This window comes from Escherichia sp. MOD1-EC6098, assembly GCF_002965865.1.
Lineage (GTDB): Bacteria > Pseudomonadota > Gammaproteobacteria > Enterobacterales > Enterobacteriaceae > Escherichia > Escherichia marmotae.
In genome coordinates this window covers 23,605-46,418 of sequence record NZ_PTSN01000025.1, presented here as the reverse complement: position 1 = coordinate 46,418, position 22,814 = coordinate 23,605, and the positions used below count along the sequence as shown (strand labels likewise).

General features: G+C 47.2%; 17 protein-coding genes and 1 pseudogene. 9 read left to right on the top strand and 9 right to left on the bottom strand.

What is annotated here, in order from left to right:
* The first annotated feature begins 617 nt into the window (after positions 1 to 617).
* Positions 618 to 5,510 carry an invasin domain 3-containing protein gene (locus C0K55_RS21590; protein WP_105266527.1) on the top strand — a complete coding sequence of 1,631 codons (4,893 nt, stop codon included), beginning with the start codon at positions 618 to 620 and terminating at the stop codon, positions 5,508 to 5,510.
* A gap of 140 nt (positions 5,511 to 5,650) precedes the next feature.
* Here C0K55_RS21590 and C0K55_RS21580 read toward each other — a convergent pair whose 3' ends face one another.
* Positions 5,651 to 6,508, bottom strand: coding sequence for a helix-turn-helix domain-containing protein (locus tag C0K55_RS21580; RefSeq protein ID WP_001516370.1), 858 nt, complete (start codon positions 6,506 to 6,508; stop codon positions 5,651 to 5,653).
* A 292-nt stretch (positions 6,509 to 6,800) separates the two neighbouring features.
* Between C0K55_RS21580 and C0K55_RS26375 the strand changes: the two genes are divergently transcribed.
* From C0K55_RS26375 to C0K55_RS21540, 7 genes and pseudogenes are all read left to right on the top strand, one after another.
* A complete protein-coding gene (locus C0K55_RS26375; protein WP_201798112.1) occupies positions 6,801 to 7,664 on the top strand; it encodes a rolling circle replication-associated protein in 864 nt (287 codons plus the stop codon).
* A complete protein-coding gene (locus C0K55_RS21570; protein WP_053877785.1) occupies positions 7,651 to 7,920 on the top strand; it encodes a hypothetical protein in 270 nt (89 codons plus the stop codon). Before C0K55_RS26375 ends, C0K55_RS21570 begins: the two co-directional genes overlap by 14 nt.
* Positions 7,901 to 8,398 (top strand): hypothetical protein, encoded by a 498-nt coding sequence (locus C0K55_RS21565; RefSeq protein ID WP_105266528.1) that lies wholly within the window; start codon positions 7,901 to 7,903, stop codon positions 8,396 to 8,398. Before C0K55_RS21570 ends, C0K55_RS21565 begins: the two co-directional genes overlap by 20 nt.
* 157 nt (positions 8,399 to 8,555) lie before the next feature.
* Positions 8,556 to 10,256: a major capsid protein gene (locus tag C0K55_RS21560; RefSeq protein ID WP_105266529.1), complete on the top strand. Its 1,701-nt coding sequence runs from the start codon at positions 8,556 to 8,558 to the stop codon at positions 10,254 to 10,256.
* Positions 10,257 to 10,310: 54 nt separating this feature from the next.
* Positions 10,311 to 11,090 (top strand): hypothetical protein, encoded by a 780-nt coding sequence (locus tag C0K55_RS21555; RefSeq protein ID WP_105266530.1) that lies wholly within the window; start codon positions 10,311 to 10,313, stop codon positions 11,088 to 11,090.
* A gap of 317 nt (positions 11,091 to 11,407) precedes the next feature.
* Positions 11,408 to 11,881, top strand: a pseudogene (locus C0K55_RS21545) (helix-turn-helix domain-containing protein); the annotation flags it as partial.
* A 305-nt stretch (positions 11,882 to 12,186) separates the two neighbouring features.
* Entirely contained in the window at positions 12,187 to 13,044 is an 858-nt protein-coding gene (locus tag C0K55_RS21540; RefSeq protein WP_236942249.1) for an SIR2 family protein, read from the top strand.
* Here the strand turns inward: C0K55_RS21540 and hipA are convergent.
* From hipA to C0K55_RS21525, 3 genes are all read right to left on the bottom strand, one after another.
* Positions 13,018 to 14,340: a type II toxin-antitoxin system serine/threonine protein kinase toxin HipA gene (gene hipA, locus C0K55_RS21535; protein WP_001125477.1), complete on the bottom strand. Its 1,323-nt coding sequence runs from the start codon at positions 14,338 to 14,340 to the stop codon at positions 13,018 to 13,020. The genes C0K55_RS21540 and hipA overlap by 27 nt on opposite strands.
* Positions 14,340 to 14,606 carry a type II toxin-antitoxin system antitoxin HipB gene (hipB, locus tag C0K55_RS21530; protein WP_001516368.1) on the bottom strand — a complete coding sequence of 89 codons (267 nt, stop codon included), beginning with the start codon at positions 14,604 to 14,606 and terminating at the stop codon, positions 14,340 to 14,342. Before hipB ends, hipA begins: the two co-directional genes overlap by 1 nt.
* A gap of 263 nt (positions 14,607 to 14,869) precedes the next feature.
* On the bottom strand, positions 14,870 to 15,826 hold the full coding sequence (locus C0K55_RS21525) for a hypothetical protein (protein WP_105266531.1): 957 nt from the start codon (positions 15,824 to 15,826) through the stop codon (positions 14,870 to 14,872).
* Positions 15,827 to 16,253: 427 nt separating this feature from the next.
* On the opposite strand from C0K55_RS21525, the gene tam reads away from it, so the two are divergent.
* Positions 16,254 to 17,012 carry a trans-aconitate 2-methyltransferase gene (gene tam / locus C0K55_RS21520; protein WP_016262005.1) on the top strand — a complete coding sequence of 253 codons (759 nt, stop codon included), beginning with the start codon at positions 16,254 to 16,256 and terminating at the stop codon, positions 17,010 to 17,012.
* A gap of 3 nt (positions 17,013 to 17,015) precedes the next feature.
* Here the strand turns inward: tam and C0K55_RS21515 are convergent, their stop codons facing one another.
* From C0K55_RS21515 to glsB, 5 genes are all read right to left on the bottom strand, one after another.
* Positions 17,016 to 17,930 (bottom strand): bestrophin family protein, encoded by a 915-nt coding sequence (locus C0K55_RS21515; protein WP_001516366.1) that lies wholly within the window; start codon positions 17,928 to 17,930, stop codon positions 17,016 to 17,018.
* A 325-nt stretch (positions 17,931 to 18,255) separates the two neighbouring features.
* Complete coding sequence (gene uxaB, locus C0K55_RS21505; RefSeq protein ID WP_016248689.1) at positions 18,256 to 19,707, bottom strand: tagaturonate reductase; 1,452 nt, start codon at positions 19,705 to 19,707, stop codon at positions 18,256 to 18,258.
* A 217-nt stretch (positions 19,708 to 19,924) separates the two neighbouring features.
* Complete coding sequence (locus C0K55_RS21500) at positions 19,925 to 21,343, bottom strand: sensor domain-containing diguanylate cyclase (RefSeq protein WP_001516364.1); 1,419 nt, start codon at positions 21,341 to 21,343, stop codon at positions 19,925 to 19,927.
* A gap of 138 nt (positions 21,344 to 21,481) precedes the next feature.
* Positions 21,482 to 21,841: a DUF4186 domain-containing protein gene (locus tag C0K55_RS21490; protein WP_001191034.1), complete on the bottom strand. Its 360-nt coding sequence runs from the start codon at positions 21,839 to 21,841 to the stop codon at positions 21,482 to 21,484.
* A complete protein-coding gene (glsB, locus tag C0K55_RS21485; protein ID WP_000257432.1) occupies positions 21,841 to 22,767 on the bottom strand; it encodes a glutaminase B in 927 nt (308 codons plus the stop codon). Before glsB ends, C0K55_RS21490 begins: the two co-directional genes overlap by 1 nt.
* Between the last annotated feature and the right edge of the window lie 47 nt (positions 22,768 to 22,814).

The following is a 22,814-nucleotide window of genomic DNA, read 5'->3' as shown; positions in this document are numbered from 1 at the left end:
CTGATCGCCAAATAACTATCATATTGAAAAGATTAGACATTTTTGGTGTTGAGCGCAATACAAACATTATTGCTTCATATTTTTTATTGCAACTTTCCACTCCGGTGCATAAAGTTGTGATGTTCATCACAATATAAACTGATGCGTCGGGAAGATAAAAAGAGGGGCGCTTATAGATACTTTATTAATTAAGCGTTCTAATGCATGCTTTTATTTTATAATTTAAATGTTCTTGCTATTTTATCTCCTTATCACTGTGAAATATATTTCTATCAATAAAAGCCAAATTAGCTCTACCACAAAAAATATTTCATCTCACGCTGTTTAAATAATGAAGTTGCTTTGATTTTTTAGCAAAAAATAGAACGTAAGAATCTATTTTACGGCTTGCACAAAAAGCTAAATTTGCACTCACAAACAAAAATATAATCCCGGCCCTGTCATCCGGCGAGTAGTCGCAACCACTGAATATTCAGGGTGACGATGCGCTTTCTTTCATAAAGGTATTTCCTTTTCTGCGGAAAAGGAAATCGGGAAATACCCGGTTTTTCTGACAAGCAAACGTTTTATTTGCGTTTGCTTATGTTCGTTAATTCGTTCATCAGGAAATTATCTCAATGTCACGTTTAAAAAAGGCTTATAAACAACCACGTTTTCGTTATTCAGCCCTGGCCCACTGCGTGGCGTGGGCAAACATCTCTATTCAGGTTCTTTTCCCACTGGCTGTTACCTTTACACCGACAATGACGGCGCGAGCGCATAATGCGGCTCTGCCACGTCTAAGTACGGAAAATACTGCGGTTGCTACTGACAATAATGCAGACAAAAACATCGCGTCGTTTGCCGCGAATGCCGGTAAATTTTTAAGCAGTCAGCCGGATAGCGATGCGACACGCAATTTTGTTACCGGAATGGCCACAGCGAAGGCTACTCAGGAAATCCAGGAGTGGCTTGGCAAATATGGTACGGCTCGAGTCAAATTGAATGCCGATAAAGATTTCTCGCTGAAGGACTCTTCGCTGGAAATGCTTTATCCAATTTATGATACCCCGACAGATATGCTGTTCACTCAGGGGGCAATACATCGTACCGACGATCGTACTCAGTCAAATATTGGTTTCGGCTGGCGTCATTTTTCAGGCAATGACTGGATGGCGGGGCTGAACACATTTATCGATCATGATTTATCCCGTAGCCATACCCGCATTGGTGTTGGTGCGGAATACTGGCGCGATTATCTGAAACTGAGCGCCAACGGTTATATCCGGGCATCTGGCTGGAAAAAATCGCCGGATATTGAGGATTATCAGGAGCGTCCGGCTAATGGTTGGGATATCCGCGCCGAGGGCTATTTACCGGCCTGGCCGCAGCTTGGCGCAAGCCTGATGTATGAACAGTATTATGGCGATGAGGTAGGTCTGTTTGGTAAAGATAAACGCCAGAAAGATCCACATGCCATTTCTGCCGAGGTGAACTATACGCCAGTGCCTCTTCTGACACTGAGTGCAGAGCACAAACAGGGCAAGAGCGGTCAGAATGACACTCGCTTTGGCCTGGAAGTTAACTACCGGATTGGCGAACCTCTGGAGAAACAACTCGATACGGATAGCATTCGCGAGCGTCGGGTACTGGCAGGCAGCCGCTATGATCTGGTTGAACGTAATAACAATATCGTTCTTGAGTATCGCAAAGCTGAGGTGATCCGTATTGCCTTGCCAGACCGTATTGAAGGTAAGGGCGGGCAGACGGTGTCTCTTGGCCTCGTGGTCAGCAAAGCAACTCACGGCCTGAAAAATGTGCAATGGGAAGCGCCGTCTTTGCTGGCCGCAGGCGGTAAAATTACCGGTCAGGGTAACCAGTGGCAAGTGACGCTCCCGGCTTATCGTGCAGGCAAAGACAATTATTACGCGATCTCTGCGGTCGCATACGATAACAAAGGCAATGCCTCGAAACGCGTGCAGACAGCGGTGGTCATTACCGGAGCGGGTATGAGCGCCGATCGTACTACGTTAACGCTTGATGGCCAGAGCCGTATCCAAATGCTTGCTAACGGGAGTGCGCAAAAGCCGCTGGTTCTGTCTCTGCGAGACGCCGAGGGACAGCCAATCACGGGCATGAAAGATCAGATCAAAACTGAACTGACGTTTAAACCTGCCGGAAACATCGTAACGCGGGCCCTTAAGTCCGCTAAATCACAGGCACAGCCAACACTGGGTGAGATCACCGAAACAGAAGCCGGGGTGTACAAGTCTGTCTTCACCACCGGTACGCAATCAGGTGAAGCAACCATTACTGTGAGCGTTGATGGCATGAGCAAAACCGTCACGGCTGAACTGCGTGCCACTATGATGGATGTGACAAAATCGACTCTGAGTGTGAATGAGACGTCAGGTGATGTGATTGCCGATGGTCAGAAATCTTACACGTTGACGCTTACTGCGGTGGATACCGATGGCAACCCGGTGGAGGGAGAAGCCAGCCGTTTGCGCTTTGTTCCACAGGACAACAGCGGTGTTACCATTGGCACCATTTCGGAGATAAAGCCGGGGGTCTACAGCGCCACGGTTTCTTCGACCCGTGCCGGAAACATTGTTGTGCGTGCCTTTAGCGAGCAGTATCAGTTGGGCACGTTACAACAAACGCTGAAGTTTGTTGCCGGACCGCTTGATGCAGCGCGCTCAACCATCACTCTGAACCCGGATAAACCGGTGGTTGGCGGCACGCTTACGGTAACCTGGGCGGCAAAAGATGCCTATGACAACCCAGTGACCGGCCTTACTCCAGATACACCGTCATTAACGGGTGCAGCCGCTGCGGGTTCTTCAGTCTCAGGCTGGACGGATAATGGCGACGGGACGTGGATCGCGCAAATTTCTCTGGGTACTACGGCGGGTGAATTAATTGTTATGCCGAAGATCAACGGTCAGGATGCAGCAGCTAATGCGGCTAAAGTGACTGTGGTAGCTGATGCTTTATCTTCAGGCCAGTCGAAAGTATCCGTTGCAGCGGATCGCATTAAAGCAGGGGAAAGCACGACAGTGACGCTTGTGGCAAAAGATGCGCATGGTAACGCTATCAGCGGTCTTTCCCTGTCAGCAAGTCTGACGGGTGCCGCGTCTGAAGGAGCGACCGTTTCCAGTTGGACTGAGAAAGGCGACGGTTCCTATGTTGCTACGCTGACTACCGGCGGAAAGACGGGTGATCTTCACATCATGCCGCTATTCAACGGCCAGCCAGCAGCCACCGACGCTGCGCAGTTGACCGTTGTTGCGGGGGATCAGGCGGTTTCTAACTCAACGTTGACGGTAAAAGATAGCGTTCTTGCTGTTGAAAGCGCAACGGAACTGACTTTCTCCGCCAGAGATCAGTTTGGAAATGCGCTTACCGATATCGACACTGCTAAACTTGGCGTATCGCTTTCCGGTGATGCCGCGTCTGGTAGTTCAGTTACAGGCTGGAGCCATAAAGGCAACGGCGAATACACGGCTATTCTGCGTTCGGGAACACGGGCAGGCGCGTTGAACATTATGCCGCAGATTGATGGCAAAAACGCTACAGCAAAGGCAACTCCGATTAATGTTAAAGCGGGTACTGTTTCGGTTGACCACGCGGAAATGACGGTATCGAAAACGTCGATTACCGTTGGTGAAAGCGTCACACTGACGCTGACGATGACGGATAAATACGGCAACGCAATCACCGGCATTACGCCTGAAACACCACAATTTGGTGGTGATGCATACAACATCAACCAGCAGCGTCCATCCGTCAGTCAGTGGACGGATAAGGGCAATGGAACCTATACGGCGGTGCTGACTGCTGGCGCAACGGGAGTTGGTGAGCTGACTATCATGCCGCGAGTTGATGGCTCTGACGCTCTGAAACAGGCGGTTTCTGTCACCATTGCCGCCGGGGAGATGTCATTAGTGAACTCCACGTTCGTAGCTGATAACGATGCCCCGATGATCAAAACAACGACACAACTGATCTTCACGGCGAAGGATGCGAACGGTAACCCAGTCAGAGGTCTGAAACCTGATGCTCCAGAAATTAGTGGCGCAGCCAGCACAGGGACGGAGCAACCTTCGGCAGGAGCCTGGACGGAACAAAGTGATGGCACTTATGTTACGACGTTAACTATAGGCTCTGCAGCCGGCCAACTGGTTATCTGGCCGCGGGTGAATGGCAAAGATGCTGCTTCGCAACCGCTACTGCTGAACGTTGTGGGTAACGCATCTGAGGCTAACATTCACGATATTTCAGTGAATGTTGATAACCAACTGGCTGATGGACAGTCTGCCAACAAGGTTACTCTGACCGTAACGGATTCCTATGGTAACCCGTTGCAGGATCAAACTGTAACGCTGACTCTGCCGGAGGGAGTGAGCAGTAAGACGGGGAATAAGGTAACAACGAATGCTGCAGGTAAAGCCGATATTGAGCTGATATCAACCGTTGCCGGGGAACACAAAATCACGGCTTCGGTGAAAAACTCCCAGAAGACTGCCACGGTGAAGTTCAAAGCGGATGCCAAAACTGGCCAGGCAAGCCTTCAGGTTGATACCGCCCAAAAAGCAGCAAACGGCAATGATGCCTTTACGCTGACGGCAACTGTTGAGGATAAACACGGCAACCCTGTTCCCGGAACTATGGTCGCCTTTAATCTTCCCCGGGGCGTCACACCGCTTAATGACGAGAGTACCTGGGTGAAGACTAACGATGAAGGTAAAGCCGAGCTGCGTGTTGTTTCTGTGGTTGCAGGAACGTATGCAATCACAGCCACGGCAGGAAATGACCAGACTTCGGATGCGCAGAGCATCACGTTTGTGGCCGACAAGGCTACGGCAACCATCTCGAACATTGAGGTGATTGGCAACCGCGCACTGGCAGATGGTAAAGCCAAACAGACTTATAAAGTCACGGTTACTGATGCCAATAACAATATCGTGAAAGATAGTGAAGTGACGCTGAGCGCCGAGCCAGCAACGTTAGACCTGGAGCCGAACGGGACTGCAACAACCAATGAGCAGGGGCAGGCTGTATTCACCGCCTCTACCACTAAAGCGGCGATATATACGCTAACCGCGAAAGTGAATCGGACTGACGGTCAGGTATCGACGAAAACAGCCGAATCCAGATTCGTCGCGGATGATAAAAATGCGGTACTTGCGGTCTCTCCTGAACGAGTAGAGTCTCTGGTGGCAGATGGGGTGGCGACCGCAACACTGGAGATCTCTCTGATGTCGGCAGGCAACCCTGTTGGGGGGAGTATGTGGGTCGACATTCAGGCTCCGGAAGGGGTGACGGAGGATGATTACCAGTTCCTGCCATCGAAAGCCGATCATTTTGTGAGCGGAAAAATCACGCGTAAATTCAGTACTACTAAGCCAGGGGTATATACATTCACATTCAACACTCTGACGTATGGTGGGTACGAAATGCAGCCAGTGACGGTGACAATTAACGCAGTGGAGGCTGCTACTGAAGAAGGTGAGGAGGCAATAAAATAATTTCTCCAGGAATGAAAAATTCGCTGTAATAAAGAATAATGGCGTTGACACACACAACGCCATTATTTACTGAACACCTACCCTGATACTGATTAGACAGTAGCAGGGTAGGGTAATCCTCAATGAGATATAGATACAGGCTAAGCCGGGCGAACGGGGATAAAAATTTCGCAAACAACATAGTTGTTATTCTTTTCTACAAAAGTTTCATTGCAGTAAAAACGTTCGATATCACAACCGTTTACTCTGACTAACCCCCTGGCAGGCAGTTCTATCAGATAGAGGTTCCGCACCCAGTTCGCATAATACTCCCAATCTCCTTCATAGCGGAAAGAGGCATAAAGCCCTCCAGCCGTTATCCATTCCTTTGGCATCTCCGTATCCGCATGGTCGCATACTGTACCGGCGAAGGTTTCAACTGTGAGCAAGTCTACCGATTTTGTAGATGGTGTATATGTTGAGACGTAATAGATATCCGTCTTCAAATTCTGAAGACATCTGGATAAATGATTACGCCGCAGTTTTACTTCTTCATCTGGTGGTTTGTTAGAGATTTCAATGTCATATTTAAATGAATTACCCCAAATACGTGTCTCAGGTAAATTGATTAATCTGCAATCAGTCTTTTGGTACTGACGCGTTAATAAAGGAGGCAAGATGTTGGTGAGATCCCAAAAGTCACGGAGCCGATATTCTCTGGGAGAACATCCAAACAACTTTTTAAATTCGCGGCTGAATGACTGCTGTGAATCAAAATGCAAAGATAGTGCAATATCAAGCATTGATTTAGCTGTAAGTCTGACAAGAATGGCTGCCCGACAAAGTCTTCGTTTGCGGATGTATGATCCCAGGGGCATGTGCATGAAGTTTCTGAACAGAAGTTGAATATTGCGTCTACTGTAGCCAGATTTCTGTGCGATATCTTCGATTGAGATAGGGTGATCGAGATTGCACTCAATCCACTCCAGGAGCTGCTGTAAAATCTTCTGCCTGATCATAACATTCTCCATTTATCTTTAGTCACTTTGCACATTTTCCTTGCGACAATGACTTTGAGTATATCAAAAACAGAAATGCCCGAGGCTAAACAAACGATTGATAGTGCATCTTCATTTTGCCGGGTAATCGTGAATGCCATAAAAGTGGTTTTGGCCAATAACATGGGGGAGGTGTCATGAACATCACGCTATGAGGTGGCCACAGTGGCTGAGTGCATTCTGATACTATTCATTTAACATAATATACATTATGCGCACTAAGGTGCGCATATGCGTATTCTGGAGGTGTGTCATGGCTTGTACCCGTCCTTTGAACGCGTACCAGATGCCATCGGGGAAGATTTTTTTCACGCCGTCACGTGGCGCTAAATTCATTCAGTTGCCCTGCGGTCAGTGCATCGGTTGCCGTCTTGCTCATTCTCGTGACTGGGCGACCCGCTGCGTTCATGAAGCCCACATGCACGATCACAATTGTTTTATCACCCTGACTTATTCGCCTGAGAATTTACCTGAAGGCGGTACTCTCGTTCGTAAACATTTCACCGATTTTATGAAGCGTTTGCGTAAGGCTTTGGCTGTTGATGATATTTCGATTCGTTTTTTTGGCTGTGGTGAATATGGCTCTAAATTAGAGCGACCGCATTATCACGCGATTATTTTTGGATATGACTTTCCGGATAAGACATTACACAAGGCTGGAAGATTTAATTTATATAGGTCTTCGCTTCTTGAAAGATGTTGGACTTTTGGTTGGTCTGTTGTTGCTGCTTTTAGTTTTGAGTCGGCTGCTTACGTGGCGCGATACTGTGTTAAAAAAGTCACCGGTTCCCGTGCAGATGAGCATTATGGACATCGCATACCCGAGTTTTCGGCTATGAGCAACAGGCCTGGTATTGGCTATGATTTTTTTATGGAATATTACGATGACATAGTTAATTCAGATGCGTGTATTGGTCGCGGCGGTCGTCAGATAAAACCGCCCCGCTATTATGACAAGTTATTATCAGGCTGTGATTTTGAGAAGTTGCAGCAAAATAAAGAACGCCGACAGTTAAATGCCCAGGTATTAGACCCGTGGCGTTTGCAGGATTTGGATAAATTTAATCTGGTTAAATTCCAGCGAATGATGAGGAAATTAGAAAATGGCTCACTCTGATGCAGTTTATGTAATTCACGACAAGCTGATTAATGCTGATGTTTTTATGTTTATGGCCCAGCATGACGGTATTGCGAAAGGACATTTGCACGCGTTTTGTAACCGTATGCAGCGCACTGATTTTTCGTTGCACCGCGTGACTGCTTATGATTTTGCTGACCAGCAGCTGGTTCCGGTCGATATTGACCGTGTTTATGTTTGTGAAGCTACTCCGGCGTTCCTGAAGGATTCTGAAGATGCGTACATCGAAGCCTAAGTTCCATACCCGCTATAACCCGCCACCGTCGCCCGGCATCGTGTTTGAAGAACCGACGATGACCCAGCAGCATTTTCGCGACGAGTGCGACATTAACAAGATTGTTGAGCGTGCGATAAGAACGGGAGACACGACAGTCTTTACCAGTGCTCAACGTGCTGAATTCTACGATGCATCCGCGATTACTGATTACGTGGACGCAATGGCTTTAATTGACGACGTTCACGACGACTTTAAGAGCCTGCCGTCCACGATTCGCTCGATGTTTGGTAATAACGTTAAACAGTACGTTGAGTGGATGAGTAATCCAGCAAACTGGAATCAAGCGCGTGAGCTTGGATTGTTGAGCGGCGGAGAGGTTTCGGCGACCGAACCGAAGGTTCGCGAGTCGGAACCTGCTCCGGCGTCCCCGCGGGAGCGTTCCGGTGCTGAAATGAATAAAGCACCAGATGCAGGTTCCGAACCTGCCAAAACCTGAAGACGGCTCCGGCCCTTCAGCCTGGCACAGCGCCCTACTTGATGTAACTGTGCCAGGTGACACCGAAACTTACAGGCGGCTCCCACGAAGCCTGTAAAAAGGTGTCAGTTTATACAGTAGTTTGTATAGTATTTAAACAATTCCCTGAGGGGGGTTTATGAGTAAATTCGGTCGTAAAGTACCTAGTAATGCAAAAAGTCAGCATAATTTTTCAGTAATCCCGAGTGCCAATATTCAGCGTTCGGTCTTTAACCGCAGCTCTGGTTATAAAACCACTTTTGACGCTGGTTATTTGATTCCCGTGTTTCTGGATGAGGCTTTGCCGGGTGATACGTTCCACCTGAAAACGTCCGTACTGGCGCGTTTATCCACGCCAGTGGTGCCGTTTATGGATAACCTGCGACTGGACATCCAGTATTTTTCCGTGCCCTACCGTCTGGTCTGGGATAACTGGCAGAAGTTCAACGGTGAGCAGAAGAATCCAGGCGATTCGACGGATTACCTTATCCCGCAGATTAAAGCCCCTGCAGGCGGCTTCCCTGTAGGCTCCCTTGCCGATTATTTTGGTGTTCCCACAGGTGTGGAGAATATCAGTGTAAGCGCTCTGCCGTTCCGCGCTTATAACCTGATTTATAACGAGTGGTATCGTGATGAAAACCTGATTAATTCCGCCCCGCTTCCGCTTGGCGATGAGGAAGAAACAGGCCTCGCCAATTTCCCGCTGCGTAAGCGTGCCAAGCGTCACGATTACTTCACAAGTGCCCTGCCGTGGCCTCAGAAAGGTGAAGGCGTTGAGATTGGTTTAGGCGTTCCGCCGTCGTATACGCTGGAGTACCCTTATTACAAGGAAGGTATGGGATTTATTTCGTCTAACTATGGTGCGTCTGGAAATATTGGTCGTACTTTTCCGACGTATATTGCTCGTAGTAGTGTTGGTGATGATTCTTCATCTAACATTGGTAATGCTGCTTATTTTTCCGAAGGCCTGGAGAATGGTATTAATTTTCCGAATGCTCCGGCTCGTGGTCGCTATGATGTGCTTGGTGGTTTTGACCCCAATACACCTCCGGTTACGTTGAAGAAAGAAGGTGGTGAAGTTGTTGATAACCTCACGATTAACTCGCTGCGTCAGGCGTTCCAGCTTCAGCGGCTGCTTGAGCGTGATGCTCGCGGTGGTACGCGATACATTGAGATTATTCGCAGTCATTTTGGCGTCATTTCTCCTGATGCCCGTGTTCAGCGTCCTGAGTATCTTGGCTCTGGTTCGTTCGATATAAATATTAATCCCGTTCTTCAAAACTCCGCGACTACCGACGCCAGTCCGCAAGGTAACCTTGCCGCTTATGGCGTTTCAGGAGGTGTTAACCGTGGTTTTTCTCACTCTTTTGTTGAGCATTGCTTTGTTATTGGCCTTGTCTCCGTTCGAGCAGATTTGACCTACCAGCAAGGCATTCCGCGCATGTTCTCCCGTCAGACCCGCTTTGATTTCTACTGGCCTGCACTGGCCCACCTGGGCGAACAGGCTATTCTTAACAAAGAGATTTATGCGCAAGGTAACGCCAAGGATGATGAAGTCTTTGGCTACCAGGAACGTTATGCGGAGTACCGCTACCGACCGTCCCAGATTACTGGTAAATTGCGTTCTACCGACCCGCAATCCCTCGACGTGTGGCATTTAGCCCAGCGGTTCGACTCTCTGCCCGCACTGAATCAGGAGTTTATCGAGGAGAATCCACCGATGAAGCGCGTTCTCGCCGTACAGGACGAACCCCAGTTCATCATGGATGCGTTCTTTGACCTGAAGTGTGTGCGGCCTATGCCTGTTTACTCAGTACCAGGTCTTATTGACCATTTCTAAGTTACATTGTCACTTTTGGCCTCTGCGGAGGCCTTTTTTTCATGAGGTGAAATTATGGGCTTTTTATCATCTGCCGTTGGTGCTGTTGGTTCCATTGCCGGTTCTCTTCTCGGTGCCCACTCTGCCCAGCAGAACGCCGCACAGGCGAACAAGTTAACGATGGATTTGGCCAAAAACGGTATGCAGTACCGCGTACAGGATTTGCGAAAAGCTGGTCTTAACCCGATTCTGGCCGTTACTGGTTCCGGTGGTCTTGGTTCCGTCAGTTCGTCAGGTATTCAGGCCGCCCAGCCTGCCGATTTCTCAGGAGTGGTTAATTCTGCGGTTAGCGTATTTGACGCCTTAACGCGCCGTCAGCAGCAGGAAGTTGCCCGTGAAGGCATCATGTCTCAGATTGCGTTACAACGTAACCAGATTGCGAATAGCGCGGCTGATGTGAAGCTTAAAGAGGCTCAGGCTGCCCAGGCTATCCAGAGTGCCGATAACATGCGATCGCAGTCGAATCTGATTAATCAGCAGGTTTTGACCGAGGCTTCCCGCCGTGCCAATATTGAATCTCAGACAGGCCTTAATTCTGCACAGCGGATTAGAACACAGTATCAAACTATGCAGGATAAGGTTATTCATGACTATTTACAGACTGATGCCGGTAAGGCTTCTACGGTAGGTTCTTATGATGCAAAATCTGGCGGGCTTCCAGCTCTTGGTAATTATATTTTTGGTGCTGGCGCTCGTTTCTTTGGTGATAAAAGTTCTGCGAAAGCGGTAAGCAAGGGGGGACGCCTCCCCCCTAACCAGTTCCAGCAGCAATTGATTAACAACTATAGGAGGTAATTATGGCTCGTTCTCGCCGTCGTATGTCTAAGCGTTCTTCCCGTCGTTCGTTCCGTAAGTACGCAAAGACGCATAAACGTAACTTTAAAGCCCGCTCCATGCGTGGCGGCATTCGTCTTTGATTGACAAAGTTGATCGTAACGATCTATGATAATTATCGTAAGTCGTTGTTTTCGTTAAACTAAATATACATTATGCGCACCAAGGTTGTAGAGGCTCAATGCTAATGTCTATTTGTGGCTCATTTGTCCAGGCTATAGTTTCTCAGATCCCTATGTCTAGACAACGACCCACTTTTTCCTGATGAGGAGTTTTCTATGGCTATAAATGACGCCGGAATGTTCACCGTGAAAGAAATCAATCGCCTCAAAATCCTTCAGGATGTCATCGATCGCAATCTCCGTCCTGGACAGGCTGCCGAAATGCTGGGCATCACGCCACGTCATTGCAGCCGTCTGCTCAAACGTTATCGCCAGTATGGGCCGCTTGGCATGAACAACCAGAGTCGTGGCCGCACTGGTAACTGTCTGTTGCCTGCGTCACTGACAGATCAGGCACTCAGTATAATCCGGGAGCACTACCGTGGTTTTGGCCCCACGCTGGCGCGGGAAAAGCTGGAGGAAGTTCACGGTCTGGTCCTTGGAAAGGAAACCATCCGACGTCTCATGATAAACGCCGGACTCTGGATCCCCCGCAGACAACGCGCACCGAAAATTCATCAGCCTCGTTACCGGCGTCCTTGTACTGGCGAGCTGATACAAATTGATGGCTGCGACCACCACTGGTATCAACAAATCTCAGCGCTCACTGAACGAAGATGACCTACTTGAAGCCATGATAAAGCTTCAGGGAAGCTCTGAGGCCATCTTTGGTAAAAGGTGAACTTGGCGGAAACCTCGTACTAACTGACCAACGGCGATGTGTGCGCTATCTTTCGGCTATAGCAATCAAAGCCAGAGAAGATTTCTGAGAAATGCAAATAACTTCAATGATATTATATACAAAGGAAACCGAGGTAAAATTCGGGTGTCACAGAACCCCGAACCGCTCCGCGGCGATTTACTACTCCAGCATCTCACATCCTAAAGGCTAAAGTATGGACTTCTCTGAATATCAGACAGAAATAATTGAAGATATCAAATCATGTCTTGAAGGTTTACAGGTACAGCCAATTCTCTTTATGGGTGCAGGGGTATCTCAACGCTACTTGAAAGCTCCTGATTGGGAAAACCTGTTAAAGTATCTCGCTGAAACTTGCCCATTAATCACTCGCCCGTATGGTTACTACAGTCAAACAAGAAATGACAATAAACCATTGATAGCAAGTGATTTTTCTGAGTCATACGCTGAGTGGGCTTGGGATGTGGGGACATCTCGTTATCCTGAACAGTATTTCAATGGAAAAAGCTCTAAAGATATATATATCAAGCATGAGATTGCAACATTGTTGAATAACCTTTCAGACTCGGTTGATTTTTCAGCAATGGAGTACACTGAAGAAATTGAAAAGTTAAAAAAAGTAAGGCCCCATGCCATTATTACAACAAACTATGACGATCTGCTTGAAAAGATATTTGATAACTACCAACCGATAGTTGGCCATAATGTTGTGACTGTTAACTATACTACATACGGTGAAATCATGAAGATTCACGGCAGTAGTAAAGAACCAGAAAGCATCATTATAACAAATGAAGATTATGTTGAGTTTTATAAGCGTAAAAAGTATATCAGTGCAAAACTTTTAACATATTTCGTCGAGCATCCGTTGTTCTTCATTGGCTATAGTATTAATGATGAGAATATTAAAGCCATCCTGTCTGATATTGATGAGATAATTGCGCCGAATAACGCTTTGATTCCGAATATTTATTTGTTTTCGCGGTCGAGATTGTCTTGCTCGCTAAAACCGGCCAAACCCCATATCTCACTTAATTCCATATTCTCGGCTTAACCGACCGTGCAACCTCAACACATTGGTTTCAATTGCCGTCAACACGTTCTCCGGAAAATCTGCCGGTAATGAAGCCTTCACGTTATCCAATGCTGCGGGAATCATTCTGGCAAAGTCACTCAGGATTTCATGCATCTGCACTTCCGGGAATTTCAGTGCCTTTGCTGTCGCCAAAAAATGTCGCGGATATATTTTATCGATTTCCGTTTTTCTGCCTTTGGATGCGTTAAGCCCCATTGCCAGTTTGAGATCGCTGATATGTATTCCCGCGCCACCCAATACCGGAAATGCTGAAATGATGTCGTAAAATGGCGTGAGTCGATAACTGCCACCGGCCTGGATAAACACTGAGAAATTTTTCGCATGGCCGTCTGTCGAGCCAATCAACCACTGGAATACCTGGAATTTCATAAAATCATAACGATCGCGAAGCGCCTCGCTGGACCCCATCAAAAAAGCCATGATCCGCGCGATGCCAGGGCCTCCGTCAGATTCATATTTCACCGATGAAGGTAAACCGAATGTCTGACACATATCCTCCTGCGGCAAGCGAAGTAAAACCGTTCGTTCAGTATTCCAGCGTCTGTCAAAGCGTTCGACCGCTAACGCGCGCACCCTTCCCGCTTTAATGATTTCTGCGTCGGGAACATTCAACCCGAATTCTTTTGCCAGCAGCAGACAGTAATACTCATTATCAACACTCTGACTGAGATCGAGCGTCGCATTGGGCTGTCTGATTTCACCAATCGGCAATTTAATGATATGCGTCGTCGGCGTTATTCCTTTCGGAATGCACCAGTCATTGCCCATTCTGAGCAGCGCAGTCTTCTCCTGCGCGCCAGCAACCGAGATGCGAAAGTCATTTTCCTCCCTAATCATGCCTAGCGGGATATCTGCTTTATAAGCCGTTAATACTTCTTCAAGTCTGGCTTCAGTAAGCTTTTCCCATACCATTATTGGGCGCGTCACAGTTTCGTCTTCTGGTAATAACGTCACGGCGCCAACGCTATCTCGCCCTATTTCTGACAATAAATCAAACGGTTGCCTGGATTTAGCATGATAACGTTTAACGATGCGGTCGCGTACAATCGGGCTATCGGGTAACAGGTTATCGAAGAAGTTAAATACAGCATCAGAGGTGATATTCCCCCTCTGCAATGGCAGCGAAAGCGACAATGGCCTGGCATAACGGTTGGCCAACCACTCCGGCGCATACTTAAAGGTATGGGCACCGTTGGTCAGCTTCGTCAACTCGCCTACCCGCTGGTTGTTCATCCACGTGACAAGTTTTGGCATTACCACTCCAGATCTTGCTGATCGGTTGATTCTGGCGAGTCATTTTTCGTGTCGCATAGCGTCATTGAGAGATTAAGTGACTGTAATATCTTAAAAAATGTTGTTAGTGTGGTGTTGTCAGGGTTATTTTCGAAATTGGAAATAGTCGCCTGTTTTATGCCGATTTTTTTCGCCAGCTCGCTCTGCGTCCAGCCATTTTGCTGACGAACCAGTTTCATTGCATTTGCTAATTGCGTTGGGCTATAGATCATCGGAAAGCTCATCATGCCATACATCCACAAGAATTTTATCCGCTTTAGGGGATATTTTCAGTTTTATCCTTTAGTGAGGATAAAGTCAATCTGTAAACGCATTTTATCCGCTCTACGGGATAAATACTGCGATATCCCCGATCGCGGATAAAATGGAGGATTTAAAAAACGGCGCTGACGTGCCATTTGAGGTTGCTGATTTAAGCTGCATTACAAGCCTCATCACAGCGATCTCACCATTCTTGATGTACACTCGCGGCAAGTCTGGCACTTCGGGATCAGGTGCCTTTTCCCATGATTATATTTCTTTTCAATTTAATGGCATTCCTCAGTTCGATATTGAATTTAGCCTCGTCACTGAGGTTGTCCTTAAGATCAAGCGCAATGCGTTTTAATTCCGTAAATGCAAGCGGTCTTTGCCCATGTAAAAATTGAACGCCAGAACGTTCATAATACTTATCAATATGCTTTAACCTGTATTTTGCTAATTTTCTTATTTCACCTATAGACCCCTGCTGCCCATTGTCTATTAGGCGGTTGATTGTATACTCAACAAACTCTTTTTTATCTTCTCCGAAATAACTTAAAACTAACGGAAGTAAGAATCTTTGCATACAGATATCATATGAAAAAAACATAGAAAAATCGGAACCTAAAAGATCACAAGCCCCATCGAAATCGTTATATATAAAGATATAACGGTAAAAATCCTTAAACCTACTAATTATGCTTGCGTCGGTAACTTTATTTGCGCCAATATAGCAGCCATAAGGACTTCCTTTTGCAAAGTCAATGTTTTCTGTTGATTTGAAACTATCACATCCAGCGACTATAGCGAGTAGATTATTCATTGTATGTTTGTTTATCATTAAAAATAGATCATTCATCTCACTCCAGGATATATACTTTTTAATGCCAGGGAAAAACATTCCCTCATCGGGTGAGCCATGACACTCAAAATGCACTATCGGAATTAAACCTTTTTTTATGACTCCTTTTTCCAGCTCCTTAAAGAAAGATATTAGCATGGGGATATTATGGATCTTAACAAACACAATGGGGATGGGGACTTTCAAGCTTGAGATCGATTTAAATAGTTTTGAAGCGGTATTGCTTTTAAGTGTTATATCATCTGGTCTATTGGTGTTAATTTTGATGTCACTCGAGGAGTCAAGATCTTCATCACCTAAAACATCGATGATATATATAATGTTGAATGCAAATTTTCTCGTCATATTTTATATCGCTATATCCGATAGAGTTAGCGTCCAAAATGCCAGGAGTTTCACACAAAAAACTTCAAACCTGGTTCCTGTCCTAAGGATATCAAAAAAAAGTCACTTTGTGATTATTCACTATCCACAGATAGATATTAATTTTTAATATATTGCATGTTAATATATTTATATGAAATGAATAAAAACAACAAGAAGGAGGATTTATTTGTTTTAAATTGATTTTATGCGAAATTTACTCTTCCCTACCCCGTTAGGCTCTAATATTTTATTGATTAATAAATATCTCTGATGAATCTTGAGCAGCACGTAGTCAATCACTTTTAGGTATCCTTGATTTAATGCGCGTGTTCGGTGGATTGATGACGTGAGGCGAATTCATCAATTTTATCTACACTTGGGTTAACGCGCTGACGGGAGTAAAAAAATGGCTGACTGGAACCCCTCTTTATATTTGCACTTCACCGCCGAACGGTCGCGACCAGCGGTAGAACTGCTTGCCAGAGTTCCTCTGGAAAACGTCCGGCAAATAGCCGATCTCGGCTGCGGCCCAGGCAACAGCACCGCCCTGCTACATCAACGCTGGCCAACGGTAAAAATTACTGGCATTGATTCGTCTCCGGCGATGATTGCTGAAGCGCGTGCAGTGTTGCCAGAATGTCAGTTTGTTGAAGCAGATATCCGCAATTGGCAACCGGATCACGCATTCGATCTGATTTTCGCCAACGCCTCGTTGCAATGGTTGCCTGATCATTACGAACTGTTTCCACATCTTGTGTCGTTACTCAATCCGCATGGCGTACTGGCGGTACAAATGCCGGACAACTGGCTGGAGCCGACACATGTATTAATGCGCGAAGTCGCCTGGGAGCAGCATTATCCGGATCGTGGACGCGAACCACTGGCAGGCGTTCATGCTTACTACGATATTCTGAGTGAAACCGCATGTGAGGTTGATATCTGGCGAACCACCTACTATCACCAGATGCCATCTCACCAGGCGATTATTGACTGGGTGACCGCCACCGGATTACGCCCGTGGTTGCAGGATCTGACTGAGAGTGAACAGCAGCATTTTCTTACGCGCTACCATCAGATGCTGGAAGAGCAGTATCCACTGCAGGAGGATGGTCAAATACTGCTGGCATTTCCGCGCTTGTTCATTGTTGCCCGGCGAACAGAGTAATTGTTACGTCAACTGGTAATGGCGGTCGGGAAGAATCTTCGGCGGGATCTCCGTTTCATCGTTCATCTGCAACAGGTCAATTTCAATAGCGTTGCAGATGGCATCCAGCGGTAAATCATTGTTTTCTGTACCGAACGGGTCTTCTAACTCTTCCGCCAGACAATCAAGCGAAATGAAGGTGTAGGAAATCAGTACTGAGATAAAAGGCGTCATGTAATGCAGATCCACGACCAGCGCGAACGGTAGCATGATGCAAAACAGGTAAACGGTACGATGCAAAATGAGTGTGTAAGCAAAAGGAATTGGTGTATATGCGATGCGCTCACATCCTGCCAGCACCGCAGAAATATCATTGAGCCGATCGTTCAGACTAATAAATAGAATGTCAGAAAGTTGCCCATTCCGGCGCTGAACAGCTAACCACTTCCCCATCATCAGCAAAATATGATTAGCTGGGGAGTTTGTAGCCTGCACCCGCTGAAGATCTTCTTCATTGAGGTAATGTGCCAGCACTTTTGCCTGTGGCAGTTTGCGTAATGTCATGCGTAAACAGTGAGCAAAGGCAATTTGTAGCCGGACAAACTCCTTTACGCTTGCTGAATCGGGCAACGTCGTTTTTACTTCACGCAATAATGACCGTGAGGCAATCATCAACTGTCCCCACAGTTTGCGCGCTTCAACATAACGAGCGTACCCCGCGTTATTACGAAACCCCAGAAAAATGGCGATAGCAACACCGAGAATGCTGAACGGCGCGAGGGTAAATTTGATGCCCAGATGCGTATACCAGGGCAGCATGAAAATAACCGCGATAGAAAAAAGAAAGTTGAGTAGCAAGCGCGAGGATATTTTGGATAATACTGAACCGTGCCAGACAAAAATACGGCGCAACCAGTGTTGTTGTGGGCGAACAATCATGATTATCTTCAAACATGGAAAAGTCGCCCTATTAAACGTGATTGCGATCACGTTCTCAAGTGTCAATTTACAAATTACCTACAAGACTACAACAATCACAGATGCGACATGTGGCACCTGGTTATGATAAGGGTATATAGGATGTTGTAACTAATAATGCATAATAACAAACCCGGCCGAAACCGGGTTCAGAGATTGCGCCGTTAATTGCCTGATGCGCTGCGCTTATCAGCGCCTCCAACTAGCTATGTGATTTCAGTTAGTTGGAAAAGTGCGGCAGGATGCAGCATAAATGCCTTATCCGGCTTACAAAATAATGCAATTATTAGCACAACGGACGTACAGCTTCGCGCATCCCTTTTTCCAGAATCGCATCCAGGTCATTGGCCACCTGCTCTACCAGACCAGGCACTTGCGTCAGATCCTGCTCCCAGTGGTCTTTTTCTGCCAACACAATAGCAACCAGCGCCTGGGTGTCGATGACACGATCACGATGCTGACTCCACAATTGCTGATAACACTCCAGCCAGTGAGCATCATCCTGCACCGGATAGGTTTCACCGTTACGCTCACCGCGATAGAATGCAATCAGTGCCGCTAACGCGAAAGTGAGACGAGCCGGGAGTTTACCATTCGCCTTCTGCCCTGCCAGCAACTGCGGCAGGATGCGGGTACGGAACTTGGTCATACCGTTGAGCGCAATGGACAGCAACTGATGCTTAATGTACGGGTTACGGAAACGCCCGGTGACTGCACTGGCGAAAGATTCCAGCTCATCTCGCGGCAGATCCAGTACCGGAATAATCTCTTCATAAATGGCTTTTTCAACGAATGCACAGATTTCTGCATCGTTCATCGCTTCGCCTACAGTATCCAACCCAGCCTGAAACGCCACCGGCACCAGCGCGGTGTGAGCACCATTAAGGATTGCTACTTTGCGCTCTTTATACGGTTTAATATCGTCAACAATCAGTACGTTGAGCGGATATTTATCCAGACGCAATTCAGACGCTAAGGATTTCGGTCCCTGAATCACAAACAGGTAAAAGTGTTCAGCGGTGTCGAGGAAACCATCGTGATAACCGAGTTCTTCTTCCAGTTTCGCTACTTCATCACGCGGATAACCGGTAACGATACGGTCCACCAGCGTAGAACAGAAGCTGTTAGCTTTATCCAGCCATTGAACAAACGCTTCCGGTAGCTGCCACTCTTGCGCATAACGCAGCACCAGTTCACGCAGCGCATCACCATTATAATCAATCAGTTCACACGGAATGATGATCCAACCTTTATCCAGCGCACCGTTGAAATGGCTAAAACGTTCGAACAGCAAACGCGTCAGTTTTGCCGGATAGCTTACCGCTGGCGCATCATCAAATTTGTCGCCCGCATGATAGCTGATGCCCGCTTCGGTGGTGTTAGAGAAGACGAAACGCATTTCCGGATTGTGCGCCAGCTTCAGGAATTCATCGTAGTCACCGTAGACGCTAATTTCACGGTTTACAGAACGAATCAAACGCGCATCGCTGACTGCTTCGCCCTTCTCATTCAGGCCACGAATAATGGTGGTGTACAAACCATCCTGAGTGCTAAGTGACGGCGGGAATGAAGTTTCAATCGGACGAACAACGACCACACCAGAATTCAGATCGGTGTGCTCATTCAGGAGATCAATTTGCCAGTCAACAAAGGCGCGCAGAAAGTTACCTTCACCAAACTGAATGATACGTTCTGGATACTGTGCACCGGGAAAATCGCGACGATTTAGTGTTTTCACAATGGGTTCCCTTTTGATTAGTCATACAACCTGCTTGAATTGGTATAACAGATTAGCAAACTTTAATACGCTGAACCCCTGTTTTGATCAACTCGTGGTGATTAATTAGCAGGTTTAAGAGAAAAATGTGGCGCAGATCATGGTTCTGACGGTATTTATTCAACCGCCAGAGTGGTAGAACACATTATTCTGAAACAGCGGAAAAATAATAAAGCTGTCAGACAACTTCCTCACCATAACGCATGGTGCTGGTGCGGTTACGCCCATCTTTTTTCGAGCGATAGAGACACGTATCAGCTTCAACCATCAATTTATTGAAGTCATCAGTTAGTGTACTGTATGAAGCACATCCACTACCGACACCGATGCTGACCGTAAGATAGAGCGTCTTTTGTTGCCAGGTAAAAGGTTGAAGTTCGACAGCTTTGCGGATTTTCTCCGCCATCAATAGACCATCGACGGGATTCACTGAAGGTACAGCAACGGCAAACTCTTCTCCCCCCATCCGCGCCACCAGCCCTTTATCGCCCACAATTTTCTGAATATGCTGAGCAAATACGCTTAAGACTTTATCGCCACATTCATGACCATAGTTGTCGTTAATGCTTTTGAAATAGTCGATATCAAGCAGCATGACGGTCAGATGTTGTGTCTGTTGCAGCGATGGACTTTTCAGCGCCTCATAAAGACCGGATCGTGAGTACACCTGTGTCAGAAAATCAAAGTCGGCACGCAGAGAAACTTGCTTCATCAGTGAATTAATCGCCGCCACGCTAAAAGAAACCATAATTGGGCAAATGGCCATCGTGGCAATGCCCAGACGAGCGGAAAACATTTGCGGAATCGAGAACGGCGAACCAACAGCGATATCAATCACCGAATTAGCCACCAGCACGATTTCTACCGCTCCGGTGATAAAGGTCAACAGACACGTAGCCTGTGGCGTATAGCGCACCGCACACCAGATTAATGCCGGCAGCGGAAATGCCAGACTCCCTGCACCGCCAATCGCCACTGAGGCAATGACCGACACGATCAGCGCAATGACAGGCATCATCTGCTCTGCTTTAAAACGCGGTAATACTCCCGGAATTGCCAGCGTCAGCATACAAGGAACAATCAACACGCCTGTTGAGAATTGTTCACTAAACCAGTCAGCAAGCAAAGGCCAGAAATCAAGACTATCAATACTGACCGAACCAATCGCGCCGACGATGGCACATAATAAAGCGGCAATCAGACAGTAATTAAATAACCGTAAGGCACTTACTGGTTCATATTTATTTTTCCCCAGACGCTTATCCCGTACCACCAACAGAGCAACGGTCACAATAAACATCATATTGGATAAATTAATAACCAGCGAGACCAGCCCCCATTCGGTGGTCATGGCATCATAAGCCAGCATTGCCACGTAACAGATAGCATAGTAATGCAGACGATTAAGCCAGACATAGCGGGCAAATACCCCTGCCATTACACCATTGAGCGGCCAGAAAAGAGAGAGTTCATGAACCAGGCGTAGCTCTGCACCAATAAAATAGAACAGCGTCGTTAGCGCAAAAATTGCAATGCTATTACGTAGCAGATGACCTTCCTGGAACAAACGGAAAGTGGATATGGGGTGTACATACATTAATTATCTGTCCATACAATTGCGGATGGCAATTATCTCAACGCAATAAGTAAATTCTCATAAAGGATAGCATGTTCGCTGACAGCGGCGACAAGGAAAGATATCAGTCAGATGATCTTTTGGCTTTTACCACCATTCTTATGGCTGATTCATCTGTATAACCAGCCAGTGGTAGATAACCGTCACGATATAACGTTGTTGTTCCTCACTTAACGAAACACCCTGCGGAATGTTATGCCACTTAGCCAGACAACCACGGCAACAGGTCGCGGTGGCGTGCTGAGCGATAAACACCGGATGCCCACGCATGGGGGTTTGCTTACCATCGTTCGCCGGTAATGCCGGAGCAAGACGCTTAGCGACAAAATCCGCCGCATGTTGTTCTATAACCGGCGCGCCCTTCTCCAGACAATACTGACGCTCTTTCACACCCAAACGAAAGCGGGAGCGAAATTTTGAACGGGATAAACGCGCGAAGAGTGGATCAAGTGACTGCATTAATAAACCGAGCGTCCTAATTGTTTCGTCAATTGTTCAAGTACTGCGATACCGGCAAGAGAGTTGCCCGCATCATCCAGTTCCGGGCTCCATACCGCGATAGCCATTTCATGCGGGACGATCGCAACAATACCGCCGCCAACGCCAGATTTCGCCGGAAGCCCCACTCGCCAGGCGAATTCACCCGCGTTCTGGTACATTCCGCTCGTTGCCATCAGCGCATTAATTTGCCGTGCCTGCATCGGCGTTACTACTGGCTCATCGATATGAAAAGCCTTCCCCTGATTCGCCAGAAAGACAAACGTCCGCGCCAGCTCAACACAACTCATTTTCAGTGCGCAGTAATGAAAGTAGTTTTGCAGAACGGTAGTTACATCATGATGGAAATTACCAAACGACTTCATCAGCCAGGCGATCGCCGCATTTCTCGCAGAATGTTCAAACTCGGAACGCGCCACCACCGTATCGTAGGCAATATCAGACACGCCGCTTAAGCCGCGCACCACTTCCAGCATACGCTGCCGCGGGGCGCTTAACCGCCCTTGCAGCATATCGCAGACGACCAACGCACCGGCATTAATAAACGGATTGCGTGGAATGCCCTGCTCCATTTCCAGTTGCACCAGGGAATTGAACGGCGATCCAGACGGATCTTTGCCGACGCGTTGCCAGATCTCCTCTTCGGAGTAATGACGCATAGCGACAACGAGACTGAGCACTTTGGAAATAGATTGAATGGAAAAACGTTCTTGCGCGTCTCCGGCCTGAAAAAGCTGCCCATCAACGGTACAAATGGCAATCCCCAGGCGGGAGCCATCGACGGTTGCCAGTGCCGGAATATAATCTGCGACTTTACCCTGACCAATTAGCGGCCGCACTTGCCGCAAGATGTTTTCTAAAATTACATTATCCATGGCGACAGCCACACTCTGCTCCTTGCTCGCAGGTCTGAAAAGACCTGCGAGTATAACAG

Bases quoted from the DNA above. Each gene is read 5' to 3' on its own strand.
- C0K55_RS21590 (WP_105266527.1), top strand. From the start codon at position 618: ATGTCACGTTTAAAAAAGGCTTATAAACAACCACGTTTTCGTTATTCA.
- C0K55_RS21580 (WP_001516370.1), bottom strand. From the start codon at position 6,508: ATGATCAGGCAGAAGATTTTACAGCAGCTCCTGGAGTGGATTGAGTGC.
- C0K55_RS26375 (WP_201798112.1), top strand. From the start codon at position 6,801: ATGGCTTGTACCCGTCCTTTGAACGCGTACCAGATGCCATCGGGGAAG.
- C0K55_RS21570 (WP_053877785.1), top strand. From the start codon at position 7,651: ATGGCTCACTCTGATGCAGTTTATGTAATTCACGACAAGCTGATTAAT.
- C0K55_RS21565 (WP_105266528.1), top strand. From the start codon at position 7,901: ATGCGTACATCGAAGCCTAAGTTCCATACCCGCTATAACCCGCCACCG.
- C0K55_RS21560 (WP_105266529.1), top strand. From the start codon at position 8,556: ATGAGTAAATTCGGTCGTAAAGTACCTAGTAATGCAAAAAGTCAGCAT.
- C0K55_RS21555 (WP_105266530.1), top strand. From the start codon at position 10,311: ATGGGCTTTTTATCATCTGCCGTTGGTGCTGTTGGTTCCATTGCCGGT.
- C0K55_RS21540 (WP_236942249.1), top strand. From the start codon at position 12,187: ATGGACTTCTCTGAATATCAGACAGAAATAATTGAAGATATCAAATCA.
- hipA (WP_001125477.1), bottom strand. From the start codon at position 14,340: ATGCCAAAACTTGTCACGTGGATGAACAACCAGCGGGTAGGCGAGTTG.
- hipB (WP_001516368.1), bottom strand. From the start codon at position 14,606: ATGATGAGCTTTCCGATGATCTATAGCCCAACGCAATTAGCAAATGCA.
- C0K55_RS21525 (WP_105266531.1), bottom strand. From the start codon at position 15,826: ATGACGAGAAAATTTGCATTCAACATTATATATATCATCGATGTTTTA.
- tam (WP_016262005.1), top strand. From the start codon at position 16,254: ATGGCTGACTGGAACCCCTCTTTATATTTGCACTTCACCGCCGAACGG.
- C0K55_RS21515 (WP_001516366.1), bottom strand. From the start codon at position 17,930: ATGATTGTTCGCCCACAACAACACTGGTTGCGCCGTATTTTTGTCTGG.
- C0K55_RS21500 (WP_001516364.1), bottom strand. From the start codon at position 21,343: ATGTATGTACACCCCATATCCACTTTCCGTTTGTTCCAGGAAGGTCAT.
- C0K55_RS21490 (WP_001191034.1), bottom strand. From the start codon at position 21,841: ATGCAGTCACTTGATCCACTCTTCGCGCGTTTATCCCGTTCAAAATTT.